Raw genomic sequence first — 25,142 nt, forward strand, 5'->3', positions numbered from 1 at the left:
GGGGCGCCGCCCCGCCCGCATGGGCTCGAGGATGCGTTCCGGGCCTTCATGCTCCTCTCCCCCTTCGCCCCGACGCATCGGAGACGCGCTTGCCTGTGTGCGGGGCGCGCAATGGCGGATCCCGTCGTCCGGGTTCTTTCCTTCGCGTGGCTGGCCCCATGTTTCCCCCCTTGGGCTTGCTGGACCGGCTGCGCCGTTGGTGGCGGCCTTTTCATTCTTTTCTTCTCCCTCTCCGTAGGAATTCGCTCAACTGGAATGATAACCTATAAAGAATTCCTTTAGGAATTTTTTAGTAAGGTTCTATTCCGAAATAATGAGTAATTGCTCAATTTGTATGCATATTCTATTAAATAGATATGCGCTTGACAAAAATTCGTTTGAGAATATATTCCCGCCATCCGGACGACGGAAAGCGCGGCAGACGCGGCGAGGCCGGTACCAGCAGGCTCAAGGCGCAAAGCGCTCCGATGCTCAATAAAGCGGGCTAGGCGGGTGTGAGGGAAGGCCGCAAACCAGGCGGCCGCGCGGATGTGTCCGGAAGAAAATGTCCTGGATTTCAGGACCCCGAAGCCGGTGAGGGGTTACCAACCCGGCCCTCCGTCACTCCCGGGGGCGGCAAGTCACCACGAAGCGCAAACCAGGGTCGGGGCGGAAATTGCCAGGGTCCGCCCCGGCCCGATCCGACAGGAGTCTTCCATGATGGCGTTCCTGAGTGCTCGAGTCCCGCGGGAAGAAGACCCGAAGGGGCTGGTTGTGTGCCCGCCGGCCCGTCCGGCCGGAAAAACCCGCCGGACGGATACCCGGGCCACAGGGGGGCGGTCATGACGGAACTCGAACCGCGCTGCGCGGACTGCGTCCACTGGGACAGCAGGGACTCCCTGGCCGGATTCTGCCAGGAAATCACCGACCATCTGCGTCAGGATCCGCTGCTCCTGGTGCACGGCCTGGCCGCCTGCCGGACCGCCGCGTCAGGGCGCTGCGCCAGATTCGAACCTTCCCGCCAGGCCCTGGATGAAACCCGGGCCGAGGCCGCGCACAGCAGGCACATGCGCCGCGCCGCCGGACGGGACTACCCTTCAAGCCTGCGCTGAAAAAGAGAGAACATATGGCCATCATCGTCGTGAACCTTGAGGCCGTGCAGCCCGGGGCCGGGCAGCCCCTTCCCGCCGGGGACTATCCCTGCCGCGTGGCGGACAGGCTGCTCATAAGGTCCAAGTCCGGCAGGCCGCTGCTCAAATTCATATACGACGCGGTCGGAGGGGCGCACGCGGGCAAGCGCCTCATGGACGCCATGCTCCTGGACCACATCAAGGCGTACAGGCCCCTCCTGACGCCCGGCGCGGCGGAGAGATGAGGCAAGGCGGCGGGTTGTCCGGCCTGCCGCCTGCCGGCGACGAAATGAACGCCACGGCGACGCGCGCCGCACACGCGGCAAGCCCCTGGCGATCCCCATGAACACTGGCCGGGCACGGCGGGCCAGCCTGAATCGACGCGGATCAAGCCCCGGAGGGGAAGGGCCGGCCCTTCCCCTCCCGCCGGAAATCCGCAAGGAGTCATGCCATGTGGTGCCCACAATGCGGGACCGACACGCGTGTGCTGGAGACGGACAAACTGGGTGAGACCGTCACCCGGGTCCGCTGGTGCCGCAACGGCGGCTGCCGCTTCCTGTTTGAGACCCATGAGGTGCTTTTGACGCCCCCCCCAGGGGGAGACCGGTCCGGGCAGGCGTGCGCCTCCGGAAAACCGGCAACCGCCCGGGGAGAGAAAAAGCAGGATCCGGGCGCGCCGGGCCGCGCGACCCAGGCCTCGGCCCGCTCCGGAATGGCCAGGGCAGGGCAAGCCGGAAAATAGGCCGCACCAAGTCCGGGACAGGCGCCGCATTCCTCCCGGCACCTGTCCCGTGAGGACGTGCGCGCGCAAAACAACACCGCCCCCAAGCTCGAGGCTTCGGGGGCGGTGCTGCGGGTGATGGATGCAAGCGTGGTGGTGCGACGCTTACTTGGCCTTCTTGCGTTTTTCCCAGAGCTTCATGTCCTTCATCTTGGTGCGGCGTTCGCGCTGCAGCGACTTGCTCACCAGGGGAGTGCCCTTCTTGTAGCCGTGCTTAGCCCTGTACTCGTCGGCGGTGAGGCCGTGGGTGGCCAAGTGCTTCTTGGTGAGGATCTTGAAGGTCTTTCCGCACTCCAGGCAGGTGACGGACTTTTCCTTGAGGGCCTTTTTGGGGTCCAAGGCGGGGGCCGCACCTTCCTCAACAACGGCCACGCCTTCGCTGATGCCGCGAATGCCTTCGGCCACCTTCTTGACCATGGAGGTGATTTCCTCCTCGGTCATGTTGCGGACGCTCGCCTGGGCTTTTACGATTTCCAGCGCTTCCTTAAGATAATCATCCATGTGTTTCTCCTGATCGTAGCGGGTGGTGTTTCGACGCAATACACGAAACAGCGGCGCAATGTAAATATCGGACATGTACTTTTTCTTCTTTAGGCGAAGATGCTCCGAACTGTTTTCAGGGTAATGCAATCGGCTGCGGAAAGCTGCACCGGAAGCGGCATGAAGCACCTTTCTGGATGTTTCTAGAACTAGGTGAGAGCACGGACGGTCTGCCTTGTCCGGCGGCTCACGGACAACAGTGCCGGGAGCACATGCGTGGGTTCTGCGTCGCGTTGCGTAGAGGCCCTCTGCTTTGACAAAGGAGCGTCTCCAGGGCACATGACGCGGGAACGGAAACGGGAGGTCCTCATGTTCACGGGACTGGTGCAAGGCATGGGAAGGGTGGATGCGCTCGAGAGGCGCGGAGGGCAGATGCGTCTGTCCATCAGGGCGCTTTTCGAACTGCCGGACATCGTGCTGGGGGAATCCATCGCGGTCAACGGCGTCTGCCTCACAGTGGAGAGCTCGGGGAAGAATTTCTTCAGCGCCTACGCCTCGGCGGAGACCATGGACAAGACCAACCTGGGCGCGCTCGGATCAGGCTCCAAGGTCAACCTGGAGCGCGCCCTGGCCCTGGGCGACCGCCTGGGCGGGCATCTGGTCAGCGGCCATGTGGACTGCCTGGCCCATGTGGACCGTTCGTCCCCGGCCGGGGAGTCCGTGCGCTACACCCTGGCCTTCCCGCAGGAGTTCGGGGTCTACGTGGTGGAGAAGGGATCGGTGTGCCTGGACGGCATAAGCCTCACGGTGAACGAGTGCGGGCAGGATTGGCTCAGCGTCAACATCATCCCGGCCACCCAGGCCGAGACCACCATATCCGGCTGGACCGCCGGCCGGGGCGTGAACATGGAGTGCGACGTCATCGGCAAGTACGTGGCCCGCATGCTCGGCCCCTACGCATCCAAGGCCAGGCCCTCGGGCATTACCGGCGATTTCCTCAGGCAGCACGGGTTCTAATGTCGCCCGGTGGTCAGGGAGCGGCGAACCCGATGACGATGGTGGTCTCGCCCGGGACCGAGTCGTCCAGGCGGATGGTCCAGCCATGGGCTTCGGCGATGAGCCGGGCCGAATAGGTGCCCAGCCCCGTGCCCCATTTCTTGCCCTCGGTGGTGTATTTCTCGAAGAAGCGCGCCCGGATGCCCTGGGGCACCTCTCCCAGGTTGCGGATGGACAGGGTGCGTCGCGCGGAGTCGAATTCCAGCCGGACCTCCGCCCCCTTGGGGGACGCCTCCAGGGCGTTCTTGACCAAATTTTCCAGCATGGTGACGCAGAGGTGCTCCTCGCCGTCCACCGTGAACCGGGCGTCCGGGAGGGGTGCCGCACCGTCCAGCATGAGGGCCCCGGACACCCCCCGGGACCCTGCGAAGGCGCTGGTTTCCTCCACCACCCGGGTCATGGTCCCGAGCATGTCGAACGGGGTCTGCTCGCACTGGTAGGTCTTGGACTCGATCTTGTAGAGCGCCAGGGACATGTTGATGTTGCGAAGCATCCGGTAGCCGGAAGCCTGCATCATCCGCAAAAGTTCGCGCTGCTTCTCGGTCAGGTTTTCGTGCTTGAGAAGCATGGCCGGGATGTGCACGATGCCGAGAAGCGGCGTCTTCAGGTCATGGCGGGTGATGCGTTCCACGTCCTCGCGCAGTTGCTCCAGCTTCTTGCGCTCGGTGGCGTCCTTGAATACGGCCTGATAGGTGTCCGGGGTCACGATGCGCCCGCTGACGTCCACCGGAACGCCCCGTCCGTCCTTGGTCAGGTATACCCGTTCGGCGCGCACCACGTTTCCGGAGAGGATCTTCTCCGTGTCGATGGGCTGGGAATCGAGATTTTCCGGGAGGATCAGGTTCCGGTACGGCTTACCCTTGATTTCCTCGATGGTGTAGCCCAGAAGCTCCAGGGCCGTGGGATTGGCGTCCAGGACTGTGCCCTGGAGGTCCATGACGAAGATGCCCACGGCCGACTGCTCGTACAGCGCCCGGTGCATCTCCTCGCTCTGGCGCAGAGCCTTCTGGGCCCGCGTGCGCTTGCGGATCTCCTTTTTCAGCATGGTGTTGGCGTCGCGCAATTCGCGGGTGCGGTTCAGGACCCGCTGCTCCAGTTCGTCGTTGGCCTCGCGGAGCTCCCTCTCGTAGCGCTTGCGCTCTTCGGCGTCCTTGGCCAGGGCGTCGGCCATGCGGTCCACCGAACGCTCCAGGCGTCCCAGTTCGCCCAGGGGCGACGTGCTGCCGATGCGCGCGGACAGCCCGCCCGCCCCGACGGTTTCCGTCACCGCCACCAGCCGGTCGATACGCCGCACCAGCATGAGTTTGCCCAGAAGCCAGGAGATGGCCAGGGCCAGCACCGAGGCCGCGGCCAGAAGCCACAGGTTGCGCAACAAGAGCGCGTTGGCCACGGCCAGGCCGTGGCTCTCCGGGATGCCCACGCTGATGTAGAGGTAGGGGGCGTCCTCCGGGCTCAGCCGAAGCCGCGCGAAGGCGTAGATGCGCCGCACGCCGTCCGCGCCTTCCAGGTGGGCGAAATCCGGGCTGTCGGGGCGGGTCATGGCCTCCCAGATGGCGGCGGGGATGGGCTGGCCCAGGAGGATTTTTTCGCTGGCAGGGGACCGGTGCAGCCGGGAGCCGTTGCGGTCGGCCACGGACACCACGGAATCGGGCGGGAGATATGCGTTCTGGAAGAGCTTGGAAATGGGGCCGAGGGGGATCGACGCCAACAGGACGCCGACGGTGCGGCCGCCCGGGCCGCGCAGGGGGCTGGCGAACGGAAAGACCGGCTGGCCCGTGGTCATGCTGACCTGATATTCTCCCACAGTGAAGGAGCCGGAACGGAGTACTTCCTGGAAGTGCTTTCTTCCGGAGACGTTGACTTTCTCGTACGCCACGGCAGAGGCGAGCAGGTTGCCGTCCAGGTCGGCCACAGCGATGTTGGCCAGTTCGGGGTTGTCGCGGACGAGTTCCCTGAAGAGTTCCGTAGACTCCGATCCCTGGTTCTGAAGGATGAGAGGAGTTTTGGTCAGCACCTGGAACAACAGCTGGATGTCCCGGGTGGTCCTCTCCTGAAGTTCCGCTATGCCCTGGGCCATGAGCAAGGCGGAATTTTCGGCGTCGCGCAGGGCCTGCTTGCGGGCTTCGATCCCGGAATAGAGAATGATGCCAAGTGCCGGCAGGACCGCTGTCAGCACAAGGGTCACCAGGGCCCGGCGAATGGTGCCTGAAAAGACGAACCGCATCTTCCCCTCCTGGAGGAGCGGCGTTGCCCGGGACGGGTTCCGGGGCGCTACGGTCGCCGAAGCTGAAGCAAGGTTGCTTTCGGAATAAATCGCCGGTTGCGTCTCAAGATTCCGAACAAAAACATAAAAAATATCGTCCTAATTTACAGCGGTGTCAAGTTCTTACGATTCAGGCATTTAGGGCTCCGAACGGCATCCGGCGAAACGTCGCGGCGCAGCCCGGAGCGACAGGGATGGCGCTGCGCCCGCTGGCCACGGCCCGGCTTGCCCTTTTTCGCATTCCGCACTACTGCAAAACGTTCCGGCCGACGCCATCCGCGTCCGCCTTCAGGAGGACTTTCCCATGCCCCTTTGCACCACCGAGGAAGCAATCGAGGAGATCCGCCAGGGTAAAATGATCATCCTGGTGGACGACGAGGATCGTGAGAACGAGGGCGACCTGACCATCGCCGCCGAAAAGGTCACGCCCGAAATCATCAATTTCATGGCCGTGCACGGCCGTGGCCTCATCTGCCTGCCCATGTCGTCCGATTGGATCGACAAGCTGAAGCTCCCCATGATGACCAACCAGAACCAGTCCCAGTTCGGAACCGGGTTCACAGTAAGCATCGAGGCCCGCGTGGGCGTCACCACGGGCATCTCGGCCTACGACCGCGCCACCACGATCCTCACCGCCGTGGCCGACGACGTCAAGGCCGAGGACATCGTCTCCCCCGGCCATATCTTCCCCCTGCGGGCCAAGGACGGCGGCGTGCTGGTGCGCGCCGGACAGACCGAGGGCAGCGTGGACCTGTCCAGGCTTGCGGGCCTCAAGCCCTGTGCGGTCATCTGCGAGATCATGCGCGAGGACGGCAACATGGCCCGCATGCCGGACCTCATCGAATTCGCCAAGACCCACGGCCTCAAGATCGCCTCCATCGCGGACCTCATCCGCTACCGCATGCGCTTCGGACACCTCAGCGTGAACAAGGTGGCCGAGGCCGAGCTGCCCACCTGCTACGGCGAGGGGTTCAAGGTCATCGCCTTCGAGACCGACGAGGACAACGCCAAGACCCACGTGGCCATCGTCAAGGGCAAGATCACCCCTGGCGAGCCCACCCTGGTGCGCGTGCACTCCGAGTGCCTCACCGGCGACGTGTTGGGCTCGCTTCGCTGCGACTGCGGCGGCCAGCTCCAGCAGGCCCTGCGCATGATCGACCGCGAAGGTTCGGGCGTGGTGCTCTACATGCGCCAGGAAGGCCGGGGAATCGGCCTGGCCAACAAGATCAAGGCCTACGCCCTGCAGGACCAGGGGCTGGACACCGTGGAGGCCAACCGCAAGCTCGGCTTCAAGGCCGACCTGCGCGACTACGGCATCGGCGCCCAGATGCTGGTGGCCCTGGGCGTGACCAAGATGCGCCTCATGACCAACAACCCCAAGAAGATCGTGGGGCTCGAGGGCTACGGCCTCGAGGTGGTGGAGCGCGTGCCCATCGAGATGAACGCCTGCGAGACCAACATCGACTACCTGCTCACCAAGAAGGAAAAGATGGGCCACATGCTCAATCTTGAGAACAAATAAGGAACCCGCCATGCAGCACATCCGCACCATCGAAGGCCAGATGACGGCCAAGGGCCTCAAGTTCGCCATCCTTGCGGCGCGCTTCAACGACACCATCGTGGACCGCCTGGTGGGCGGCGCGGTGGACTACCTCGTCCGCCATGGGGCCGAGCGCGAGGACCTGACCATCGTGCGCGTCCCCGGCGCCTTTGAGATGCCGCTGGCCGCCAAGAAGCTGGCCGCCTCCGGCAGGTACGCCGCCGTCGTCTGCCTGGGCGCGGTGGTCCGGGGCCACACCCCCCACTTCGACTTCGTGGCCGGGGAGTGCACCAAGGGCCTGGCCCAGGTGGGCCTGGAGTTCGGCGTGCCCATCGGCTTCGGCCTGCTGACCACCGACAACCTGGAGCAGGCCATCGAGCGCGCCGGAACCAAGGCAGGCAACAAGGGCGTGGAAGCCGCCTCCGCCGCCCTGGAACTGGTGCGGGTCCTGGAGCAGATCTAGTGTCAGGACCCCAGACCCCCAGGCGCAAGGCCCGCCGGCGCGCCTTCCAGGTGCTCTACGGCTTCGAGTTCGAGCCCCCGGTCAACGACCGGGCGCTGAAGAAGGCCGTGGAGGACGCTCCCATGGACCCGGACATGCCCGAGTCGGGTGACGCCTACGTTCAGGAGCTGGTTTCCGGCGTCTGGAACGGCCGCGACGAGCTGGACAAGCTCGTGCAGCAGCACTCCCAGAACTGGAAGATCGGGCGCATCGCCAAGGTGGAGCTGACCATCCTGCGCCTGGCCCTGTACGAGATCCTGCACGTTGCCGACATCCCCCTGCGCGTGGCCCTGAACGAGGCCGTGGAGCTGGCCAAGGAGTTCGGCGACGAGAACTCGCCGGGCTTCGTCAACGGCATCCTGGACGCCGTGGCCAAGGCCGTGGACCAGGGCAAGTTCGAAGTGAAGAAAGACCTCTCCAAGAACAAAGAAGAAGCCTGAGATGAAACGCTACGAACCGCTGTCCGTCGAGGCCAAGTGGCAGGGCAAATGGACCGCCGGCCGCTCCTTCCACGTGGAGGCCGACCCGTCCAAGCCCAAGTACTACGTGCTGGAGATGTTCCCCTACCCCTCGGGGCGCATCCACATGGGGCACGTGCGCGTCTACACCATCGGCGACGTGGTGGCGCGATTCAAGCGCATGCACGGCTTCAACGTGCTGCACCCCATGGGCTGGGACGCCTTCGGCCTGCCCGCCGAGAACGCGGCCATCAAGAACAAGCTCCACCCCGCCAAGTGGACCTATTCCAACATCGACAACATGCGTTCGCAGCTGCAGAAGATGGGCTACTCCCTCGACTGGGAGCGTGAGCTGGCCACCTGTGACGCCTCCTACTACCGCTGGGAGCAGCTCTTCTTCGTGAAGTTCTTCGAGAAGGGCCTGGTCTACCGCAAGAACTCCCCCCAGAACTGGTGCCCGGACTGCCACACGGTGCTGGCCAACGAGCAGGTGGAGGACGGCAAGTGCTGGCGCTGCGACTCCGAGGTGGAGCAGAAGGACCTGGAGCAGTGGTTCCTGCGCATCACGGCCTACACCGAGGAGCTCCTCAAGGACCTGGACACCTTGGCCGGGGGCTGGCCCGAGCGCGTGCTCACCATGCAGCGCAACTGGATCGGCAAGTCCGTGGGCTGCGAGATCGATTTTCCGCTTGAGGACGGCTCGGGCAACGTGCGCGTGTTCACCACGAGGCAGGACACCCTCTGGGGCGCGACCTTCATGTCCATCGCGGCCGAGCACCCCCTGGCCGCCAAGCTGATCGCGGGCAAGCCCCAGGAGGCCGACGCCAAGGCCTTCATCGAGAAGATCCGCAACATGGACCGCATCAAGCGCCAAGCGGACGACCTGGAAAAAGAGGGCGTGTTCACGGGCAGTTACTGCGTGAACCCCGTGACCGGCGCGAAGATGCCCATCTATCTCGCCAACTTCGTGCTCATGGGCTACGGCACCGGCGCGGTCATGGCCGTGCCCGCCCACGACCAGCGCGACTTCGAGTTCGCCAAAAAGTACGGCCTGCCCCTCAAGGTGGTCATCAATCCCAAGGGCCAGAATTTCGATGCCGCCGCCCTGACCGAGGCCTACACCGACCCCGGCGTGCTTTTCGACTCCGGGCCGTTCACCGGGCAGGACTCCTCCGACGCCAAGGTGGCCATCGCCGACTGGCTGGAGGCCGAGAACAAGGGCACCCGCGCCGTCAACTACCGCCTGCGGGACTGGAACATCTCCCGCCAGCGCTACTGGGGCGCGCCCATCCCCATGGTCTACTGCGCCGAGTGCGGCGTGGTGCCGGTGCCGGAAAAGGACCTGCCGGTGAAGCTTCCCCTGGACATCCAGGTGCGCGAAGACGGCCGCTCGCCCCTGCCCGATACCCCGGAATTCGTGAACACCACCTGCCCCAAGTGCGGCGGCCCCGCTAGGCGGGAGACCGACACCATGGACACCTTCATGGAGTCCAGCTGGTACTTCCTGCGCTACGCCTGCCCCCAGGAGGACACGGCGCCCTTCGACGCTGAGGCCGTGAAGTACTGGTCCCCCGTTGACCAGTACGTGGGCGGCATCGAGCACGCCATCCTGCACCTTCTGTATTCGCGCTTCTACGTCAAGGCCCTGCGCGACCTGGGCTACGTGACCCACGCCGAGCCCTTCGCGAACCTGCTCACCCAGGGCATGGTCATCAAGGACGGGGCCAAGATGTCCAAGTCCAAGGGCAACGTGGTGGACCCCGACGACATGGTGGCCAAGTACGGCGCGGACACGGTGCGCGTGTTCATGCTCTTCGCAGCCCCGCCTGAAAAGGACCTGGAGTGGTCCGACACCGGCATCGAGGGCGCGGCCCGCTTCCTGAACCGCCTGTGGCGCTTGGTCACCGAGGAGCTGGAGGGGATCGTGATGCCTTCCGGACCCTGTCTGCCCGTGGACCAGTCCCGGCTTTCGCCCCTGGCCCGCGAGCTTCGCCGCCGCGAGCACGCCATGGTGGCCAAGGTGGCCAAGGACATCGAGGGACAGTTCCAGTTCAACACGGCCATCGCCGCCACCATGGAGATGATCAACTTCCTCTACGCAAACGTGGAGGAGCTGAAGAAAGAGGACCCCGAGGCCGTGTCCTCGGCGGTGAACTCGCTTCTGGTGGTGCTCTCGCCCATGGCCCCGCACGTGTGCGAGGAGTTGTGGGAGGCCATCGGGCACGCCAGGCTCCTGGCCGACGAGCCCTGGCCCGCCTACGATCCCGAGGCGCTGGCCACGGACACCGTCACCGTGGTGGTGCAGGTGTGCGGTAAGCTGCGCGGCAAGATCGAGGTGGCGGCCGACGCCGACGAGGAGTCCGTGAAGGCGCAGGCTCTGGCCGAGGAGAACGTGGCCCGGCACATCGAGGGCAAGACCGTGCGCAAGGTGATCTGTGTGCCCGGCAAGCTCGTGAACATCGTGGCCAACTAGCCGGCTCGTTCAGACAAATGATGAAGCCCTCGGACGAGTGATCGTCCGGGGGCTTTTTTTCATTCTTTTGCCCACATAGCGCTATATGGGGTGAAAGAAATGATCGCCTGCATACAATCCTCCGGAAAAATCCAAGGAGGAGAGGGTATGTTTTTCAATCTTTTCGGTTCAAACCCCGACGGCCAGGAGCAGGACGAGGGCGGAACAGTCCCCGGCGGCCAGCCGTATGGAGCAAACGACCTTCTTGCCCGGCAACCGGATGACGGAGTGCAGAGCGTGTTCCGGACACTTCCCGGCCAGCCTGAACCGCATCCGGACGATCCGCCGTCCCTGGACGAGTATCCTTACGGCAGGCCGCCGCTCACTCCGGAACAGTCCCGCCGGGGCTACGCGAAGTTGTTTGGAGTCGATCCCTCCGCACTGAATGCGGACAGATTGGGGTTAGAACGTCCGGATGCCTGGCAACCGCTTCGCAGCACCGAGGACACCGGTCATGATGGCAATTACTCCATGGACACCCGTTTCGGGTATGGCGGATCGGAAGCCGGTGGAGATGGCTCAAGCTTTCAAGCAAGGCAGACCGCGTACAGTGGGCAAGCCTCGCGGCAGGATGACGGTGGCAATGCCTCAACCGCCAGTGGACAGGATGCCCCTGCCGCCCGGCAACTTGCGGACAATGCCCAGTATGGCGCGGTGGATGGGGGCGGCGGTTCGGAAAGCAACAGCCAAACTCAGGGAGATGGTTCCAAGCAACCAAGCTCCTATTCGAGAAAGCTGACCGACAAGGAGAAGTACTATCTTCGGGGTGCAGGTTATGATGACGACTTGCTCGACAACATAACGATACATAGTGGCAAGTCTCATCCTGTTCTCGCATTCAGCCGTCAAAGCGCGGTCACGCCGAATGCCAACGAAATTTACATGCGTGCTGGAGTGGATAAGCCTGACAGCACAGATCTAGACGATCTTGAATTCTTGGCCCACGAGCTTCATCATGCCGTGCAATATCAGAATGGCATGACGAAGTGGGGCTATGTGTTTAAAGGTGATAGCGTCACTCATGATGACAATAAATACGAAAAAGAGGCCATGGCCCGCGCGGCCCAAGCCAGGGAAGCGATAAAGCAGCTGAGGCTACAAGAAATCCGAAAGGAGTATGGGGCAAATCCAGACGGAACATTTGACAACTGACAAAAAATTGATCATTCTATTTATGGGCACTCCGCACGGAATTCATCCGTGCGGAGTGCTCATACGATGTTGAAGGATGATGGGTTCCATCGTGAGGATAGAATAGTATGCACCAAGAACGTATGACGCTACACAAAATCGTGGCTTTGCACGTGCTGTTGTTTTGTGTTTTGTCTGCAGTCTGTCCGTCAATTTCCACGGCGTTTATATTGGACAGGAAAGATGGCCTGTCTTATTGCCCGGGTGAAAATGCTGACAATAATAAGCAAAAAGTTGACATTTCATGTTTGAATGACGAACATTATGATGTTTTAAAATTGTCAAAACAAGAGGTAGCTGGCAAAGTTAAAGCAATGAACATTGATCATGTTATTGATCTGTATTTGTGTGCATGGCAGGCACGTTTGGAAGATCAGTGGCAGGCAGTGGCAGAATATGTGTTTGATAATGTTCCTGTTAACTTGGATTATCTCATGCATCGTCTGGAATTGGAGAGCGATGATGATCGCGTTGCTGTTTTATTGGTGATATTCGCTTTTTATGGTTTTGATTATTATTTTAATAAAATGAAGACTGGTCAAGATTCTCCAGCATACGATGACCTCATTTTCAGCGGGGACAAGGCGAGATTTCTCGTAGCAAAGGCGGAAGCAATCAAGGATTGCGGGCAGAGAAATTTTCTCCTGGACTACCTGATCCCATTGCTGCCCTATGATGAAGCCATGGCAAAGCAAGAGAAACGAGAAGAAGAGGCTCGGAAACAGTCCGGGAAATAGACCGGCAAGAAAACGGCGCTCCTCCCTTTCCGCTTGTGCTAGGCATCGCGATCTCACGAACGGGCGGACACTTCGGGGCGCCGCCGCGCTGAGGGCTGTCGACAAGAACAAAGCCCCCGGACGAGCGCTCGTCCGGGGGCTTTCTCATGAGGCAGGCCGGGTGTGGGGTCCGGCTGCCGGGTGCGCACTAGAAATCCTTGACCTCCAGGTACACCAGGGTCTGGTTGAGCAGCTGGTAGGCGATCTCGCCGAAGGTGACCGGGCCGATGAACGGGTCGGTCTTTTTGCCCTCCAGCTCGGAATAGAGATAGTTGAGGATGCAGTTGCAGGAGAAGACCACCTTGTCGGTGTCGCCGCCGCACTCCTTGCCCAGGCACTCCTGGAAGGTCTTCACGTAATCGGCCACCGGCTTGGCGTGCTTGTAGCGGATGCCGCTGAACACGGGCGCGTAGAACTTCACCGTGCCTTCGGCCTCGTCGATGCCCTGGAAGCTGATGTTAACCATGACACCGTAGTAGTCGGCCACCAGGGGCAGCTTGGTGTCCAGCTTGTTTTTCAGCAAGTAGGCGGCGAAGTCGCGCTTCTCGCCGTTGACCAGGACGTCCTTGGAGGCGAAGCCGTCGTGGTTGAAGGTCAGGATGTCGCCGTCGCCCTGCTCGAAGAGGTTGATGATGCCGATCTCGGCCAGCTTGTTCGGAGGCAGTTCGGCCTGCAGCACCAGGGCTCCGTCCTCCACCACGTCGCCGGTCATGCCGTTGAAGACCTTTGGGGTCCTCTTGCCGAGGTCGTCCAGGTGGACGCCCGCGATCCATCCGATCAGGGGCCTCACGCCGAACGACTTGTAGTTGGGGGCGTTCAGGGCGAAGGCCAGGTGGGTGGGGCTGGAGGCCGGGATCACGATGAAGCTGAACCCGTGCTTGGGACCCTCGGCGTACACCCGGGCCAGGGTGTTCTGGTCGTATTGGGCGATGGCCACGTCGGCCACGATATCGGTGATGTCGGTTGCGAAGACCAGCTCGCGGGAGACAAGTCCGCCCCGTTCGTGGGATATGAAATAGGGGATGGTCCCGGCCAGCCAGTTCCCCTTGGGAAGCTGGCGCAGCGCGTCCTCGTCTCCGGCGAGAAGCAGGATCCGTCCTTCCGCAATCTTCCGCCTGGCGTCCTCGATGCTCAAGATTTCCTGGCGCATGGCTTCCTCCCTACCCGAAGATGGTTTTGAGATCTTCCTGGACACTCGGAACGTGTGCGTTCTGCGCAAGAAGATTGTGCAGTTGCTCTACGCCCGACGACACATTGTCCGGGGAGGGGTTGTCCTTGATGGAGCGCGTCAGGCGCCCCAGAAGGATCTTCGCGGCGAGAAATTTGAGCGTGTACGTCTTCTTGCCGGTCACGATGTCTTGCCAACCCTTGTTGCTCTTGCTCGGCACATCCATTGTATACCTCCTTGCGTATTCGATCCGACCATGCGGCGGGCGGTGGCGGTCAGCTCGTCCGCTCGGCATTGGCCGCCGCGCCTCGCACTCAGAAGAAGAGCAAGGAGCGGGCCTGGGAGAATAGTGCGCAATGACGGGGTGTTGCGAGGGAGCTTTTTGCGAAGTGTTCCTACGGAAAGTAAAAATGACCCGTCAGGTAGGGATACCCGCAGGTGACAAACGGAGGCGGGATCATGATGGTCAATGGTTGCGGGCGATTGCCGCTCGGGTGAGCACCGGCGTCCCCTCACGGGCAGAGGGGACAAAATGACACGCGAAAGATATGGGATCGTGACAAAAATGACCCAGAAAGAAACAAACCGGTGATCGAAACGCGCCCAAACGCGCCATGACCGGCGAAAGTGAGCATATCGCCGGATAGACGGGCAGCGGGTAGTTCCCCCGCCGCCTTGGATGGCGAAGGCGCGGCCCGCCGGGACGATACTCCTTGCTTTCCCCTGAAAACGGGCGTTCTATCCCGCCCCGTGTCGGCGGCCCGACAGCATTTCGTGCCGACCGGGCATATGCCGGGCCGAAGTTTCACAGGGGGAGGCGACCGCCTACACGGGGAGTTGTCCGCATGGTTTCGATTCCTTCGGCCAGGGCCGCGCGCCGGGCCGTGCAGTATCTCTTCGCCGCCGGGTGCGTGTACACCGGCTGGCGCTTCCTGGGGTTCCTCGCTTGGACCGCGGACCCGGGAGCGCCGTTCGTGCCCAGGCCCGCCGGGGTGGAAGCCTTCCTGCCCATCGCCGCCCTAGCCGGGCTCAAGAGCTTGGTTCTCACCGGCGCCTACGATTTCGTGCACCCTGCCGGGCTGACCATCCTGCTCGCAGCCATGGCCTGCGCCCTGGTCTTCCGAAAGAGCTTCTGCGGCTTCGTCTGCCCGGTGGGCCTGGCCTCGGACCTGGTCGGCGCCGCCGGCCGCCGGGCCGGGATTTCGCGGGCCGCGCCCAGGCTCCTGGACCGGCTGGCCGGAGCGGTCAAGTACCTGTTCCTGGCGTTCTTTCTGGCGTCCATATTCGTGCTCATGGACGCGGCGTCGGCCCGGCAGTTCCTGGCCAGCCCCTACAACCTCACGGCCGACGCCCACCTGCTCAAGCTCTTCATGCATCCCTCCGGGACGTTCCTGGCCGTTCTCGGGTTTCTGGTCCTTGCGGGGGCGGTGTTCCGCAACGCCTGGTGCCGCTGGCTGTGCCCGTACGGGGCGCTGCTCGGACTCCTGGGCCTGGCCGGACCGTGCGCAGTGTCGCACGACGCGCAAGGCTGCGACGGTTGCGGGCGCTGCCGCCGGGCCTGCCCCATGGACATCTCGCCTGGCGCTGCCGCGCGCTCGCCCCAGTGCGTGGGATGCGGGCAGTGCGTGGAGGCCTGTCCCAAACCGGGCACGCTACGCCTGCGCCTGTTCACGCGGCCGGTGCCACGCTTCACGGCCCTGATCGGTGGAACGGGACTCTTTGCGGGCATCTGCCTTCTGGCCATGGCCCTTGGAGGCTGGGAGGCCAGCCTGCCCGTGGCCATGCTGCGCTCGCTGTACGCCTCGGTCATGCGCTGAGGGCGCGGCTCGGACCGGCGCGGCCGCGAATCCCGCGCAGCTGTGCAGGATTCCAAGGCAAGCATTGTTTCTTTGACCGCCGGAGGCGTCTTGAGGCATCAGTCCTCGCCCCCTCTCCGGCCCTGGAGGATCCAGCACCGTTCTCTTAAGCATCTCGAATCAAAGCCCCGCCCGGGCGCATCCGGCGGGGCTTTTCTTTGGCCTGCGCCGGAAAGCTTACAAAAATGAAGGCTTGATTGACACAGGATCGTAACAATTGTAACTTGATCGTAACAAAAGAACACGTTTTAGGTCTGTATGTGAGCTTTTGTCAGCGGCTGGGCGCACGAGTTCAGGTTTTCTGTCTTGCGGGGGCGTCGCGGCCGGGAGTTTTCAAGGTGCATCGCGCGAGAAACCGGTAATCGTTTTGTCCCATCGGAGGGAACCATGATCGGCGTATTCAAACCGGCCCGGCACATCGCCCGGATGCCCGAGGATTGCCAAAGCCCCACCTACACGCGCCTGCGCTGGCAGATATTCGCCAGCATTTTCTTCGGCTACGCCGGTTACTACCTCGTGCGCAAGAATATCGCCCTGGCCGTGCCGGATCTCTTGAAGCTCGGCTTCACCAAGGCCGACATGGGCTTCGTCATGAGCGCCGGAGCCGTGGCCTACGGCATCTCGAAATTCATAATGGGCATCGTCTCGGACCGTTCGAACCCTCGCTTCTTCCTGCCGGCGGGCCTCATCCTGTCGGGCGGGATCATGATGTTCATGGGGTTTAGCCCGTGGGCCATATCCTCGGTGTTCATCATGTACGCGCTGCAGTTCCTGAACGGCTGGGCGCAGGGCATGGGCTGGCCCCCGTGCGGGCGCACCATGGTCCACTGGTGGTCCACCCACGAACGCGGCAAGATCGTCTCGGTGTGGAACGTGGCCCACAACGTGGGCGGCGGCGTGGTGGCCAACCTGGCGGTGTGGGGCGTGGGCTACTTCAACGAATGGCAGGCCAAGCTCTACGTGCCCGCGGGCGTGGCCATCGGCGTGGCCCTGGTGCTCCTGGCCACCATGCGCGACACCCCGCAGTCCTGCGGCCTGCCGCCTATCGAGGAGCACAACAACGACTACCCCGAGTTCTACAACGAAGACCATGAAGTGGAGATGACCACCAAGGAAATCTTCACCAAGTACATCCTGCCCAACAAGTACCTCTGGTACATCGCCCTGGCCAACATCTTCGTCTACTTCATCCGCTACGGCGTCCTGGACTGGGCCCCCACCTACCTGAAAGAGGTCAAGGGCTTCGACTTCAAGCAGGCGGGCCTGGCCTATTCGCTCTACGAGTACGCGGCCATTCCCGGCACCATCCTGTGCGGCTGGATTTCCGACAAGTTTTTCCGTTCGCGCCGCGCCCCGGCGGGCATCCTGTTCATGATCCCCACCGTGCTCACCGTGGCCTGGTATTGGTACAACAAATCCGGACCGGCCATCGTCGACAGCTGGGCCCTGGTGTCCATCGGCTTCTTCGTCTACGGGCCGGTGATGCTCATCGGCCTGCACGCCCTGGACCTGGTGCCCAAGAAGGCCGCCGGAACCGCCGCCGGGCTGACCGGCCTGTTCGGCTACGTGCTGGGCACCGTGGTGGCCAACTGGGTGACGGGCTGGGTGATCCAGACCTATGGCTGGGACTGGTATTTCGGGCTTATGGTGCTTGCCGGCGTGTTGGCAATTCTGGCCATCGCCCTCACCTGGGGGCATGGCGCCGCAAGCTCCAAGCAGAACGGAGATGCGCAGGCCAAGGCGTAGGCCCCGCCAAGATACGCGAAGCAGAAAGCCCCGCCCGGACGCGTTCCGGGCGGGGCTTCTCCTTTGGCAGCGCCTGGAGCGCCTCTAGAAGAGCTGGAAGAGCTGGGTGAAGAAGCTGGAGTTCCACAGGGCGGTGTTGGCGCTCATGGCCTGAATGGCCGCCAGGAGCGAGTCGAAGCTCGATTCGGGCATGCTGACGTTCACGTTGGTGGTTCCGGAGTTGACGGCGACGGTGATGACCCAAAGCGTGCTCAGCAGAAAACTCCTCATGGCCTGCTCCTGAATTTGCGGGCCGTGGCCCGGCCCTGGTTTGCGCGTCCCGGCGCGAGCCGTGCGGCCCGCTTCCGTATGCGTGGCTCGAGCGCCTTGCGTCCTAGCGGCGCTTCACCGCGTAGCCGTACTGCACGGGCCACGGGGCTTCCTGGCCGAGTCCGTGGTATGCCTTGAGGGCCCAGTAGGGTTCGCGCAGCATCTCGCGCCCCAACAGCACCATGTCGGCCTTCTCCTCGGCCACGACGGCCTCGGCCTGTTCGGGCTGGGTGATGAGGCCCACCGTGCAGGTCATGATCCGGGCCTCCCGGCGGATGGTGTCGGCGAAGGGCACCTGGAAACCGGGGCCCACGGGAATCTTGGCGCTGGGGACGAGCCCGCCCGTGCTCACGTCCACCATGTCCACTCCCACGGCGGCCAGCTTGCGGGCGAAGATGACGGACTGTTCCAGGTCCCAGCCGCCCTCCACCCAGTCGGTGGCGGACAGGCGGGTGAAGAAGGGCATGTCCACCGGCAGCACCTCGCGGATGGCGTCGGCCGTTTCCAGGGGCAGGCGCATGCGCTTTTCCAGGGTCCCGCCGTAGGCGTCCTCCCGGACGTTGCTTATGGGCGAGAGGAACTGGTGCATGAGGTAGCCGTGGGCGGCGTGCATCTCCACCACCTCGAATCCGGCGGCCACGGCGCGTTTGGCGGCGGCCACGAAGGCGTCCCGCACGGCCTTGATGCCCGCCTCGTCCAGGGGCACGGGGGCGGGCTCGTGGTCGGAGAAGGGCAGGGGGCAGGGCGCGGTGGTGATCCAGCCGCCGTCGGCGGGCGTGAGGATCTTGGCCCCGCCCTCCCAGGGCGGCAGGCAACTGGCCTTGCGTCCGGCGTGGGCCAGCTGGATGCCGGGCACGGCCCCCATGCGGCGCAGGAAGGCGGCTATGCGCGCAAGCGGCGCGATGTGCTTGTCGTCCCACAGGCCCATGTCCCCGAGGGAAATGCGTCCGTCCGGCGTGACGGCCGTGGCCTCCACGAAGACCAGCCCGGCCCCGCCCACGGCGCGGCTTCCCAGGTGCACCAGATGCCAGTCGTCGGCCAGGCCGTCCGTGCAGCTGTATTGGCACATGGGCGAGACGCCGATGCGGTTGCGGAAGGTGACTCCCCGGATGCTCAATGGGGCCAAGAGCGCGGGTCCCGGGCCGGGCTCGTTGCGGGCTGTGGTCATGAGGCGACCTCGTCTGTTTGAAAAGGTTCATTCGCTCCCCGTCGACGGGTGGAGACGGCAGAAACATACCACGCCTGCGGGAGCAGCGCATCAGGAAAAAGACCATTGTTGCCCGTGGCCGCGGATTCGGGCTATGAGGGTGGATCGAACCTCCCTCCGCGTTTTTCGCGGCGGGCAGGACGGCAACCGGAAAACCGCGCCAAGCGCGCAAGGAGCGGCGGAAAATGGCAAATCCTTTCGTCCACGTTGAGCTGGCGACCAACGACCTGCCCCAGGCCAAACAGTTCTACCAGGGACTCTTCGATTGGCAATACAAGGACATGCCTGAATTCGACTACACCCTGATCGAGGTGGGGGACGGCACGGGCGGGGGCATGATGAAGAACCCGGTGCCCGGCGTGGGCTCCCACTGGCTGGCCTATGTCCTGGTGGACGACGTGAAGGCGTCGACCGCGAAGGCGAAGTCGCTCGGGGCGAACATCGTGAAGGATGTCACCGAGATTCCGGGAATCGGTTGGTTCAGCGTGTTCATCGACCCCACCGGGGCGGCCCTGGCCATGTGGCAGATGAAGCAGGAAAAATGACGCGACGGCAGCACCTTCAGGAACGCGGCGCGAGCAGCTCCTTGAGCTCCGCCGCGTTCCTGGCCGCGTACCCGGCCTGGTCGTTGTCGAAATAGCAGAAGGCGTCCAGGCCCCTGGCGCTCCAGTCCGCCATATACCCGGCCCAGCGTGCGAGCGCTTCCCGGGAGTAGCACCCGGCGTAACGCTCCCCGGGGCCGTGCAGCCGGACGTAGGCGAAGCGGGCCGTGGCCTCCACAGGCGAGCGCAGGTCCCCCAGTTCGAAAACGCAGAACCCGGCTCCCCGGCGCTCCAGGAGGGTGTAGACATCCTCATGGAACCAGGTGGGGTCGCGGAATTCGAACACATGGCGGATCCCGGCGGGCAGGGCGTCCAGGAAGGCCCCGAGAAGCCCGATGTCACGGGGGAAGCGCGGAGGGAGCTGGAAAAGCACCGGCCCCAGCCTGTCCCCGAGGCGGGCGATGCGCCCGAAGAAGGACGCCAGCCCGTCCTGGGGGTTTTTGAGCCTGCGGAAATGGGTGATGAAGCGGCTGGCCTTGACCGCGTAGAGGAAGCCCGGAGGGGCGGCGTCGCGCCACTTGCCTGCCGCGGCTTCCCCGGGAAGGCGGTAGAAGGTGGAGTTGATCTCCACGGTGTCGAAGCGGCGGGCGTAGAAGGCCAGCCACCCGGACTTGGCGAGCTCCGGGGGATAGAACGGCCCGCGCCAGTGGTCATACTGCCAGCCGGACGTTCCGACGCGCACGCGGCCTTTCGCCTCCATGCTCCCGTGTACGGCCCCGGGCCCGGCAGGACAAGCCCCGGAATGCGAGAGGCCGCCCGAAGGCGGCCTCTCTGTGGGTAGGGGGGTTGAGGTTGAGGAAATTTAGCCCTTCTTCTTGGACTTCTTCATGGACATGCCCACGCCTTCGAACATGAAGAAGATGGAGAAGCCGTACCACATGGTGTAGACCACGTAGAAGGAGAGCAGCCCGATCAGCATGAGGACGTTCTGGGAGACGGGCTCGCCGGGCAGGCCGTAGAAGTTGTACGCCGGTTCCAGGCCCTTGCGCATCACGGTGTCCAGGGCCTTGGCCTCGGCCACCTTGCGGTCCTTCTGCAGGGCCTTCATCATGGCCCCGAAGCCCTTCCAGAGATCCTTGCAGAGCTTGCGGTTGGCCTGGTTCTCGGGCTTGTCCACGGCCTCGGTGCCGGTGACGGCGAACACGGATATGGCCTTGTTGCAGGCGAACTCGGTGATGACGCCCAGGTCCGCCTTGACCATGAGCACGTTGTCCTTCACCTCGACCTGGGCGCCGGCGGTCTGCAGGACCTTGGCGATGTTCTGGGCGTCCTGGTTGGCCTTGGCCTGGGCCTTGGCGTGGTCGGGCTCGTCCTTGGGGTCGGGCTTGGAGATGGTGGCATTGACGGCGATCTGCACGCCCTTCTGCTTGGCCACGACGGCCTTCACGGTGTCGAAGTAGTCCGAGGAGTTCTTGGACAGCTTGTTGAAGAAGTCGTCGGAGAACTCCAGGCCGGTCTGGACGTTTCCGTTATGGTCCTTGAAGACCGGCGACATGATGACCCCGAACACGATCAGGAACGTGATCATCAGGAACAAACCTTTGGCGAAAGGAGCTTTGTTGACGATAAGCATGGATTATTCCTCCCCGCGCAGCATGGAGATGTTGGCGAAGAACTTCCCGAACACCCACACTCCGAAAAGCCCGACGCTGACCCAGAAGACCACGTTGCCCACGTATTCGATCATGTTGTTGAGTTCCGGCGACCAGCCCAGGTAGCCGAGCTCGGTGAGCTTCTTGGGCAGGGTGGCCACGCGGTTGATGAAGCCGGAGATGATGGACAGGGCGTAGAAGCCGCGGATGTGCACGCCCTTGACCACCTTGGTGACCAGCGCGCCCACCTGGATGCCCAGAAGCGAGCCGATGAGCATGCCCATGGCCAAGGTGTAGAACACGAAGCCGTAGACCGCGTATTCCTTGATGGCCGCGAATCCCGAGGTGAAGATGATCTGGAGGATGTCGGTACCCACCGTGGTCATGGAGGAGACGCCGAACACGTACACGAACATGGGGAAGGTGACGAAGCCGCCGCCCACGCCCATGATGGCGGCCAGGGCGCCCACGATGAAGCCGCCCGCGGCCAGCACCCACAGGGAGAGCTGACGTCCGCCGGGGACGAAGTCCTCGTCGAAGGTGATCATGGGCGGAACCTTCAGGTTCTGCACGGCCTGGGCCAGGGGCGGCACGTCGGCGCCGGCGGGGCCGCCGTGGGCGTCGCCGCTCTCGACCTTGCGCGACTTCAGGAAGTCGTACATGCCGTAGAAGCCCAGAAAGCCCAGCAGCACGGCGTAGATCGAGGAGATGAAGAAGTCCGACAGGATGGGGTCGGAGTCGTAGAGGGTCTTGTTGATGTAGCCGCCCGTCACCGCGCCGAAGCCCGAGCCCAGCAGGAAGCCCATGGCCAGCTTCACGGAGACGTTGCCGAGCTTCTTGTGCACGGCGGTGCCCATGATGGCCTTGGCGAAGATGTGGAACAGGTCCGTACCCACGGCCAGGATGCCCTTGACGCCGGCGGCCATGAGGGCCGGGGTGATGATGAAGCCGCCGCCCGCGCCGATGCAGCCGGTGATGAGGCCCGCGGCCAGGCCCACGCCGATGGAGGCCAGGAAGATGGTGGTGTTGTAGTACGACGGCATGTACGCGGTCTTGCCGCCGATCACGTCGGCCGCCTCGACCAGGCTGAAGCCCAGGATCGGCAGGGCCAGCACGGCCAGGATCAAGAGCTTCTTGCGGTTTTGGATGATGTTCATGGAGACTTCGTAGTCCCACTTGGCGTGGGCCCGCGCTCCTTCCATCATGAATTGGTAGACATCCCTGAAGAATCGCATCCTCTTACACCTCCGTTTCCCGAAACATGTTCTCCCCTCGCGACATCGCCTCGAAGCGCCACACGCGCTCACCCTTGCCGATCTTCCGGGCCGCGGATCGTCGCGGCTCCGGGTATTTCACTTTCGAGCACCCTTCGCACGGCCCGCACCAGCACGGTGGGGTCGTCGGCCCTGGCCACGAAGAACACCAGCGGCTCGTCCAGGCTCGCCCCGGCCTCCTGGGCGTCGTGGGCATGCACCAGGGCTGGCAGGCCGGGAATCACCCGCCGGACCAGGCGCAGCACGCTCAGGGCGTCCATGTCCGGCAGGTCCGCGTCGGCCACCAGCACGTCCGCTCCGGACGCGGCCAGGCAGGCCGCTTCCCGCCCCGTCCCGCAGTCCTTCACGGTGAATCCGGCGCGGGCGAACTCCCTGGCCAGGAGCTCCCGGATGTGCCGGTTGCGATCGGCCAGAATCACCGTGAAGATTGCTGACGCGGGTGCCATGTACAGGGAAAGGCAAAGTGCGTGCCGGAGCGGCGTTCAGGCAACAGCCCGGAATGGCGGACAAAAAAAGCGGCGCGCCGGAAGGCGCGCCGCATCAGGTGTCCATTTCTTTTACAGCTGGTAAAGGATCAGGCTTTCAGCTGAGCCGGTCCGCCGGAACCGGCCTGGCGTTCGAGCCCGGAGATAACCCGGGAGAGTTCGTCCACATGCCCGGCCATGCCGGAGACGGTACGGGTGAAGTCGTCCATGCCCCGGCCCAGGTCCTGGGAGAAGCTGCTGATCCCCGAGACGGACCGGGCGATCTCCTCGCTGACCGAGGATTGCTGCCCGGCGGCCTGGGCGATGCCGCTCACCTGTCCCGACGTCTTGTCCACCAGGTCCACGATGCCGAGCAGGGCCTCGCCGGACTGGGCCGCCAGGCCGGAGGCCACCTCCACGGCCTGGGCCGCCTTGTTGACCATGTCCACGTTCTGGGCGGTGCCCGCCTGGATGCTGGAGATGGCCTGGCCCACTTCCTTGGTGGAGTTCATGGTCTTCTCGGCCAGCTTGCGCACCTCGTCGGCCACCACGGCGAAGCCGCGTCCGGCCTCGCCGGCGCGGGCGGCCTCGATGGCCGCATTGAGCGCCAGCAGGTTGGTCTGGTCGGCTATGTCGGAGATCACATCCATCACCTGGCCGATGGCCTTGGCCTGGTCGCCCAGGCGGGTCATGCCCTGTTCCAGGGCCTTGGCCAGTTCGTCCACCTGGGTGATGGCGCGGCGGGCGTCGTCCACCACGGACTGCCCGCGCTGGGCCTCGGCGCGGGTCCGGCCGGCCAGTTCGGAGGCTTCGTTGGCGTTGCGGGCCACCTCCAGGGCGCTGGAGTTCATCTCGTCCATGGCGGCGGCGGTCTCGGACGTGACGGATTCCTGGCCCTGCACGCCCTCGCGCAGGCTGTCGATCTCGTCCATCAACCCCCTGGAGCCTGCCTGCAGGCCCTCCACCACGTCGCGCAGCACGGCCACGGCCTGCATCATGCCCTCCGACTTGGCGCTTTCGGCCTGTCGCCGGGCCTGTTCCGCCTCGGCCAGGGCCGTTCTGCCTTCGGCGGCGGCCTTTTCGGCCATGGCGTGCTCCTGCCGGGCCTGTTCCAGGCTCTCTCTGAGCGCGTCCACCATGGAGCGCATGTCGTCGGCCATGCGCCCGATCTCGTCAGCGTCGCGCACCGCAAGCGCGCTGTCCAGCTTTCCGGCGGCGATGTCCCGGGCGAAGCCGCCGCAGGCGAACAGGGGGCGCAGCACCAGCACGCGCAGCACCACCACGATCACCCCCACCAGCGCCAGGGCCACTCCGGCGGCAATGGCCATGTTCTGCCCGTTGACCCGGCTCACCTGAGCGGCCAGCTCCTGGGCAGGGGCCATGACCACGAAGCGCCAGCCCGTGAGCGGATCGGGCATCACCGTGGCCATGCCGGGCTTGCCGTCCTCCTCGAAGGCGATCTGCTCCAGGGACTTGGCCTGCATGGCCCGGCGCAGCCACTCGGGAGGGTTTTCCACGTTCTTCATGCGCTTGGCCGGATCGGGATGGGCCACGTACATGCCGTCGCGGTCCAGGATGAACACGTAGCCGGTGTCGCCGATCTTGGTCTTGGAGACCTCGCTGACCAGGTAGTCCAGGTCCAGGCCGGCGTTGAGCACGCCCACGAGCTTCTTGGACTTGTCCCGGATGGGCACGGCCAGCACGGCCACGGCCTTGCCCACGGTGCGGCTGATGAGGGGCTTGGACACTGCGTGGGCCACTCCGCCATCCACCACGGCCTTGAAGTAGTCGCGATCCGTCACGTTGATGGGGGCCTTGAGTATCTCGGAGGAGACCTGGGCCTCGCCGGTCAGGTCGAAGACGTTGAAGTAGAGCAGGCCCTTGACGCTCTTGGCCAGCGAGGACAGCTCGGGCTGCATGGTGGAGGTGACGGCGATGGACGCGGACATGATCACGTTCTCCTTGGCCGCCACGCCGTCCAGGAGAATGAACTTGTCCTCCATGCTGCCGGTGACGTCCCGGGTCAGGGACTGGGCCAGAAGGCTCATGTCCTGGGCCAGCTGCGCTTCCATGGAGGAACGGACCGTGCGCGCGTTGAGGAGCACCAGGCAGGCCATGCCCAGGACTACGGCCCCCAGGGCCGGGATGAGGAACTTCAGTTGCAGGGAGCGCGTCATGAAATCTCCTTGGGTTCGTCCGGACAGTCGCGGTGCCTGATCCGAAACGGCGTGGCGCGTTTGGCCGGGGGCCGCTCGG

At 64.0% G+C, this 25,142-nt stretch carries 23 protein-coding genes; 12 read left to right on the plus strand and 11 right to left on the minus strand.

Features of this window, described 5'->3' with window-relative positions; genetic code table 11:
* Nucleotides 1-821: 821 nt before the first annotated feature.
* Nucleotides 822-1,091, plus strand: coding sequence for a hypothetical protein (locus tag ML540_RS01550; protein WP_243358076.1), 270 nt, complete (start codon nt 822-824; stop codon nt 1,089-1,091).
* A gap of 14 nt (nt 1,092-1,105) precedes the next feature.
* Complete coding sequence (locus tag ML540_RS01555) at nt 1,106-1,354, plus strand: hypothetical protein (RefSeq protein ID WP_243358079.1); 249 nt, start codon at nt 1,106-1,108, stop codon at nt 1,352-1,354.
* Nucleotides 1,355-1,995: 641 nt separating this feature from the next.
* Here ML540_RS01555 and ML540_RS01560 read toward each other — a convergent pair.
* Nucleotides 1,996-2,391: a Ros/MucR family transcriptional regulator gene (locus tag ML540_RS01560; RefSeq protein ID WP_243358081.1), complete on the minus strand. Its 396-nt coding sequence runs from the start codon at nt 2,389-2,391 to the stop codon at nt 1,996-1,998.
* A gap of 348 nt (nt 2,392-2,739) precedes the next feature.
* Between ML540_RS01560 and ML540_RS01565 the strand changes: the two genes are divergently transcribed.
* Nucleotides 2,740-3,387: a riboflavin synthase gene (locus tag ML540_RS01565; protein WP_243358083.1), complete on the plus strand. Its 648-nt coding sequence runs from the start codon at nt 2,740-2,742 to the stop codon at nt 3,385-3,387.
* A gap of 13 nt (nt 3,388-3,400) precedes the next feature.
* On the opposite strand, the gene ML540_RS01570 is transcribed toward ML540_RS01565, so the two are convergent.
* Nucleotides 3,401-5,650 (minus strand): PAS domain S-box protein, encoded by a 2,250-nt coding sequence (locus ML540_RS01570; protein ID WP_243358084.1) that lies wholly within the window; start codon nt 5,648-5,650, stop codon nt 3,401-3,403.
* Between the two features lie 343 nt (nt 5,651-5,993).
* Between ML540_RS01570 and ML540_RS01575 the strand changes: the two genes are divergently transcribed.
* The 6 genes from ML540_RS01575 to ML540_RS01600 all read left to right on the plus strand — a co-directional run bounded on the left by ML540_RS01575 (nt 5,994) and on the right by ML540_RS01600 (nt 12,629).
* Entirely contained in the window at nt 5,994-7,211 is a 1,218-nt protein-coding gene (locus tag ML540_RS01575; RefSeq protein ID WP_243358085.1) for a bifunctional 3,4-dihydroxy-2-butanone-4-phosphate synthase/GTP cyclohydrolase II, read from the plus strand.
* A gap of 10 nt (nt 7,212-7,221) precedes the next feature.
* Complete coding sequence (ribH, locus tag ML540_RS01580) at nt 7,222-7,692, plus strand: 6,7-dimethyl-8-ribityllumazine synthase (protein WP_243358086.1); 471 nt, start codon at nt 7,222-7,224, stop codon at nt 7,690-7,692.
* The gene (nusB, locus tag ML540_RS01585) at nt 7,692-8,171 is read left to right on the plus strand and encodes a transcription antitermination factor NusB (RefSeq protein WP_243358087.1); all 480 of its coding nucleotides are present in this window, start codon (nt 7,692-7,694) and stop codon (nt 8,169-8,171) included. Before ribH ends, nusB begins: the two co-directional genes overlap by 1 nt.
* 1 nt (nt 8,172) lies before the next feature.
* Nucleotides 8,173-10,662: a leucine--tRNA ligase gene (leuS, locus tag ML540_RS01590; RefSeq protein ID WP_243358088.1), complete on the plus strand. Its 2,490-nt coding sequence runs from the start codon at nt 8,173-8,175 to the stop codon at nt 10,660-10,662.
* Nucleotides 10,663-10,761: 99 nt separating this feature from the next.
* On the plus strand, nt 10,762-11,853 hold the full coding sequence (locus ML540_RS01595; RefSeq protein ID WP_243358089.1) for an eCIS core domain-containing protein: 1,092 nt from the start codon (nt 10,762-10,764) through the stop codon (nt 11,851-11,853).
* Between the two features lie 107 nt (nt 11,854-11,960).
* Entirely contained in the window at nt 11,961-12,629 is a 669-nt protein-coding gene (locus ML540_RS01600) for a hypothetical protein (RefSeq protein ID WP_243358091.1), read from the plus strand.
* 187 nt (nt 12,630-12,816) lie between these two features.
* Here ML540_RS01600 and ML540_RS01605 read toward each other — a convergent pair whose 3' ends face one another.
* Together ML540_RS01605 and ML540_RS01610 are read right to left on the minus strand one after the other, a co-directional pair.
* Entirely contained in the window at nt 12,817-13,818 is a 1,002-nt protein-coding gene (locus tag ML540_RS01605) for a DUF6976 family protein (RefSeq protein WP_243358092.1), read from the minus strand.
* A gap of 10 nt (nt 13,819-13,828) precedes the next feature.
* Nucleotides 13,829-14,062, minus strand: coding sequence for a hypothetical protein (locus ML540_RS01610; RefSeq protein ID WP_243358093.1), 234 nt, complete (start codon nt 14,060-14,062; stop codon nt 13,829-13,831).
* 619 nt (nt 14,063-14,681) lie between these two features.
* On the opposite strand from ML540_RS01610, the gene ML540_RS01615 reads away from it, so the two are divergent.
* Nucleotides 14,682-15,653: a 4Fe-4S binding protein gene (locus tag ML540_RS01615; protein ID WP_243358094.1), complete on the plus strand. Its 972-nt coding sequence runs from the start codon at nt 14,682-14,684 to the stop codon at nt 15,651-15,653.
* Nucleotides 15,654-16,079: 426 nt separating this feature from the next.
* Nucleotides 16,080-17,438, plus strand: a complete 1,359-nt coding sequence (gene glpT / locus ML540_RS01620; RefSeq protein ID WP_243358095.1) for a glycerol-3-phosphate transporter — start codon at nt 16,080-16,082, stop codon at nt 17,436-17,438.
* An 84-nt stretch (nt 17,439-17,522) separates the two neighbouring features.
* On the opposite strand, the gene ML540_RS01625 is transcribed toward glpT, so the two are convergent.
* Complete coding sequence (locus ML540_RS01625) at nt 17,523-17,708, minus strand: hypothetical protein (protein WP_243358096.1); 186 nt, start codon at nt 17,706-17,708, stop codon at nt 17,523-17,525.
* 103 nt (nt 17,709-17,811) lie between these two features.
* Nucleotides 17,812-18,915 (minus strand): NADH:flavin oxidoreductase/NADH oxidase, encoded by a 1,104-nt coding sequence (locus tag ML540_RS01630; protein WP_243358097.1) that lies wholly within the window; start codon nt 18,913-18,915, stop codon nt 17,812-17,814.
* Nucleotides 18,916-19,139: 224 nt separating this feature from the next.
* On the opposite strand from ML540_RS01630, the gene ML540_RS01635 reads away from it, so the two are divergent.
* Nucleotides 19,140-19,499, plus strand: coding sequence for a VOC family protein (locus tag ML540_RS01635; RefSeq protein ID WP_243358098.1), 360 nt, complete (start codon nt 19,140-19,142; stop codon nt 19,497-19,499).
* A 16-nt stretch (nt 19,500-19,515) separates the two neighbouring features.
* Here ML540_RS01635 and ML540_RS01640 read toward each other — a convergent pair whose 3' ends face one another.
* The 5 genes from ML540_RS01640 to ML540_RS01660 form a co-directional block, all read right to left on the minus strand.
* Nucleotides 19,516-20,238, minus strand: a complete 723-nt coding sequence (locus ML540_RS01640) for a DUF72 domain-containing protein (RefSeq protein WP_243358099.1) — start codon at nt 20,236-20,238, stop codon at nt 19,516-19,518.
* Between the two features lie 120 nt (nt 20,239-20,358).
* Entirely contained in the window at nt 20,359-21,129 is a 771-nt protein-coding gene (locus ML540_RS01645) for a hypothetical protein (RefSeq protein ID WP_243358101.1), read from the minus strand.
* A gap of 3 nt (nt 21,130-21,132) precedes the next feature.
* Nucleotides 21,133-22,383, minus strand: coding sequence for a sulfite exporter TauE/SafE family protein (locus ML540_RS01650; RefSeq protein ID WP_243358102.1), 1,251 nt, complete (start codon nt 22,381-22,383; stop codon nt 21,133-21,135).
* 68 nt (nt 22,384-22,451) lie between these two features.
* Nucleotides 22,452-22,841, minus strand: a complete 390-nt coding sequence (locus tag ML540_RS01655; RefSeq protein WP_243358103.1) for a DNA-binding transcriptional response regulator — start codon at nt 22,839-22,841, stop codon at nt 22,452-22,454.
* A gap of 155 nt (nt 22,842-22,996) precedes the next feature.
* A complete protein-coding gene (locus ML540_RS01660; protein ID WP_243358104.1) occupies nt 22,997-25,063 on the minus strand; it encodes a methyl-accepting chemotaxis protein in 2,067 nt (688 codons plus the stop codon).
* Nucleotides 25,064-25,142 lie beyond the last annotated feature (79 nt).

It is taken from the genome of Fundidesulfovibrio terrae (genome assembly GCF_022808915.1).
Taxonomy (GTDB): domain Bacteria; phylum Desulfobacterota; class Desulfovibrionia; order Desulfovibrionales; family Desulfovibrionaceae; genus Fundidesulfovibrio; species Fundidesulfovibrio terrae.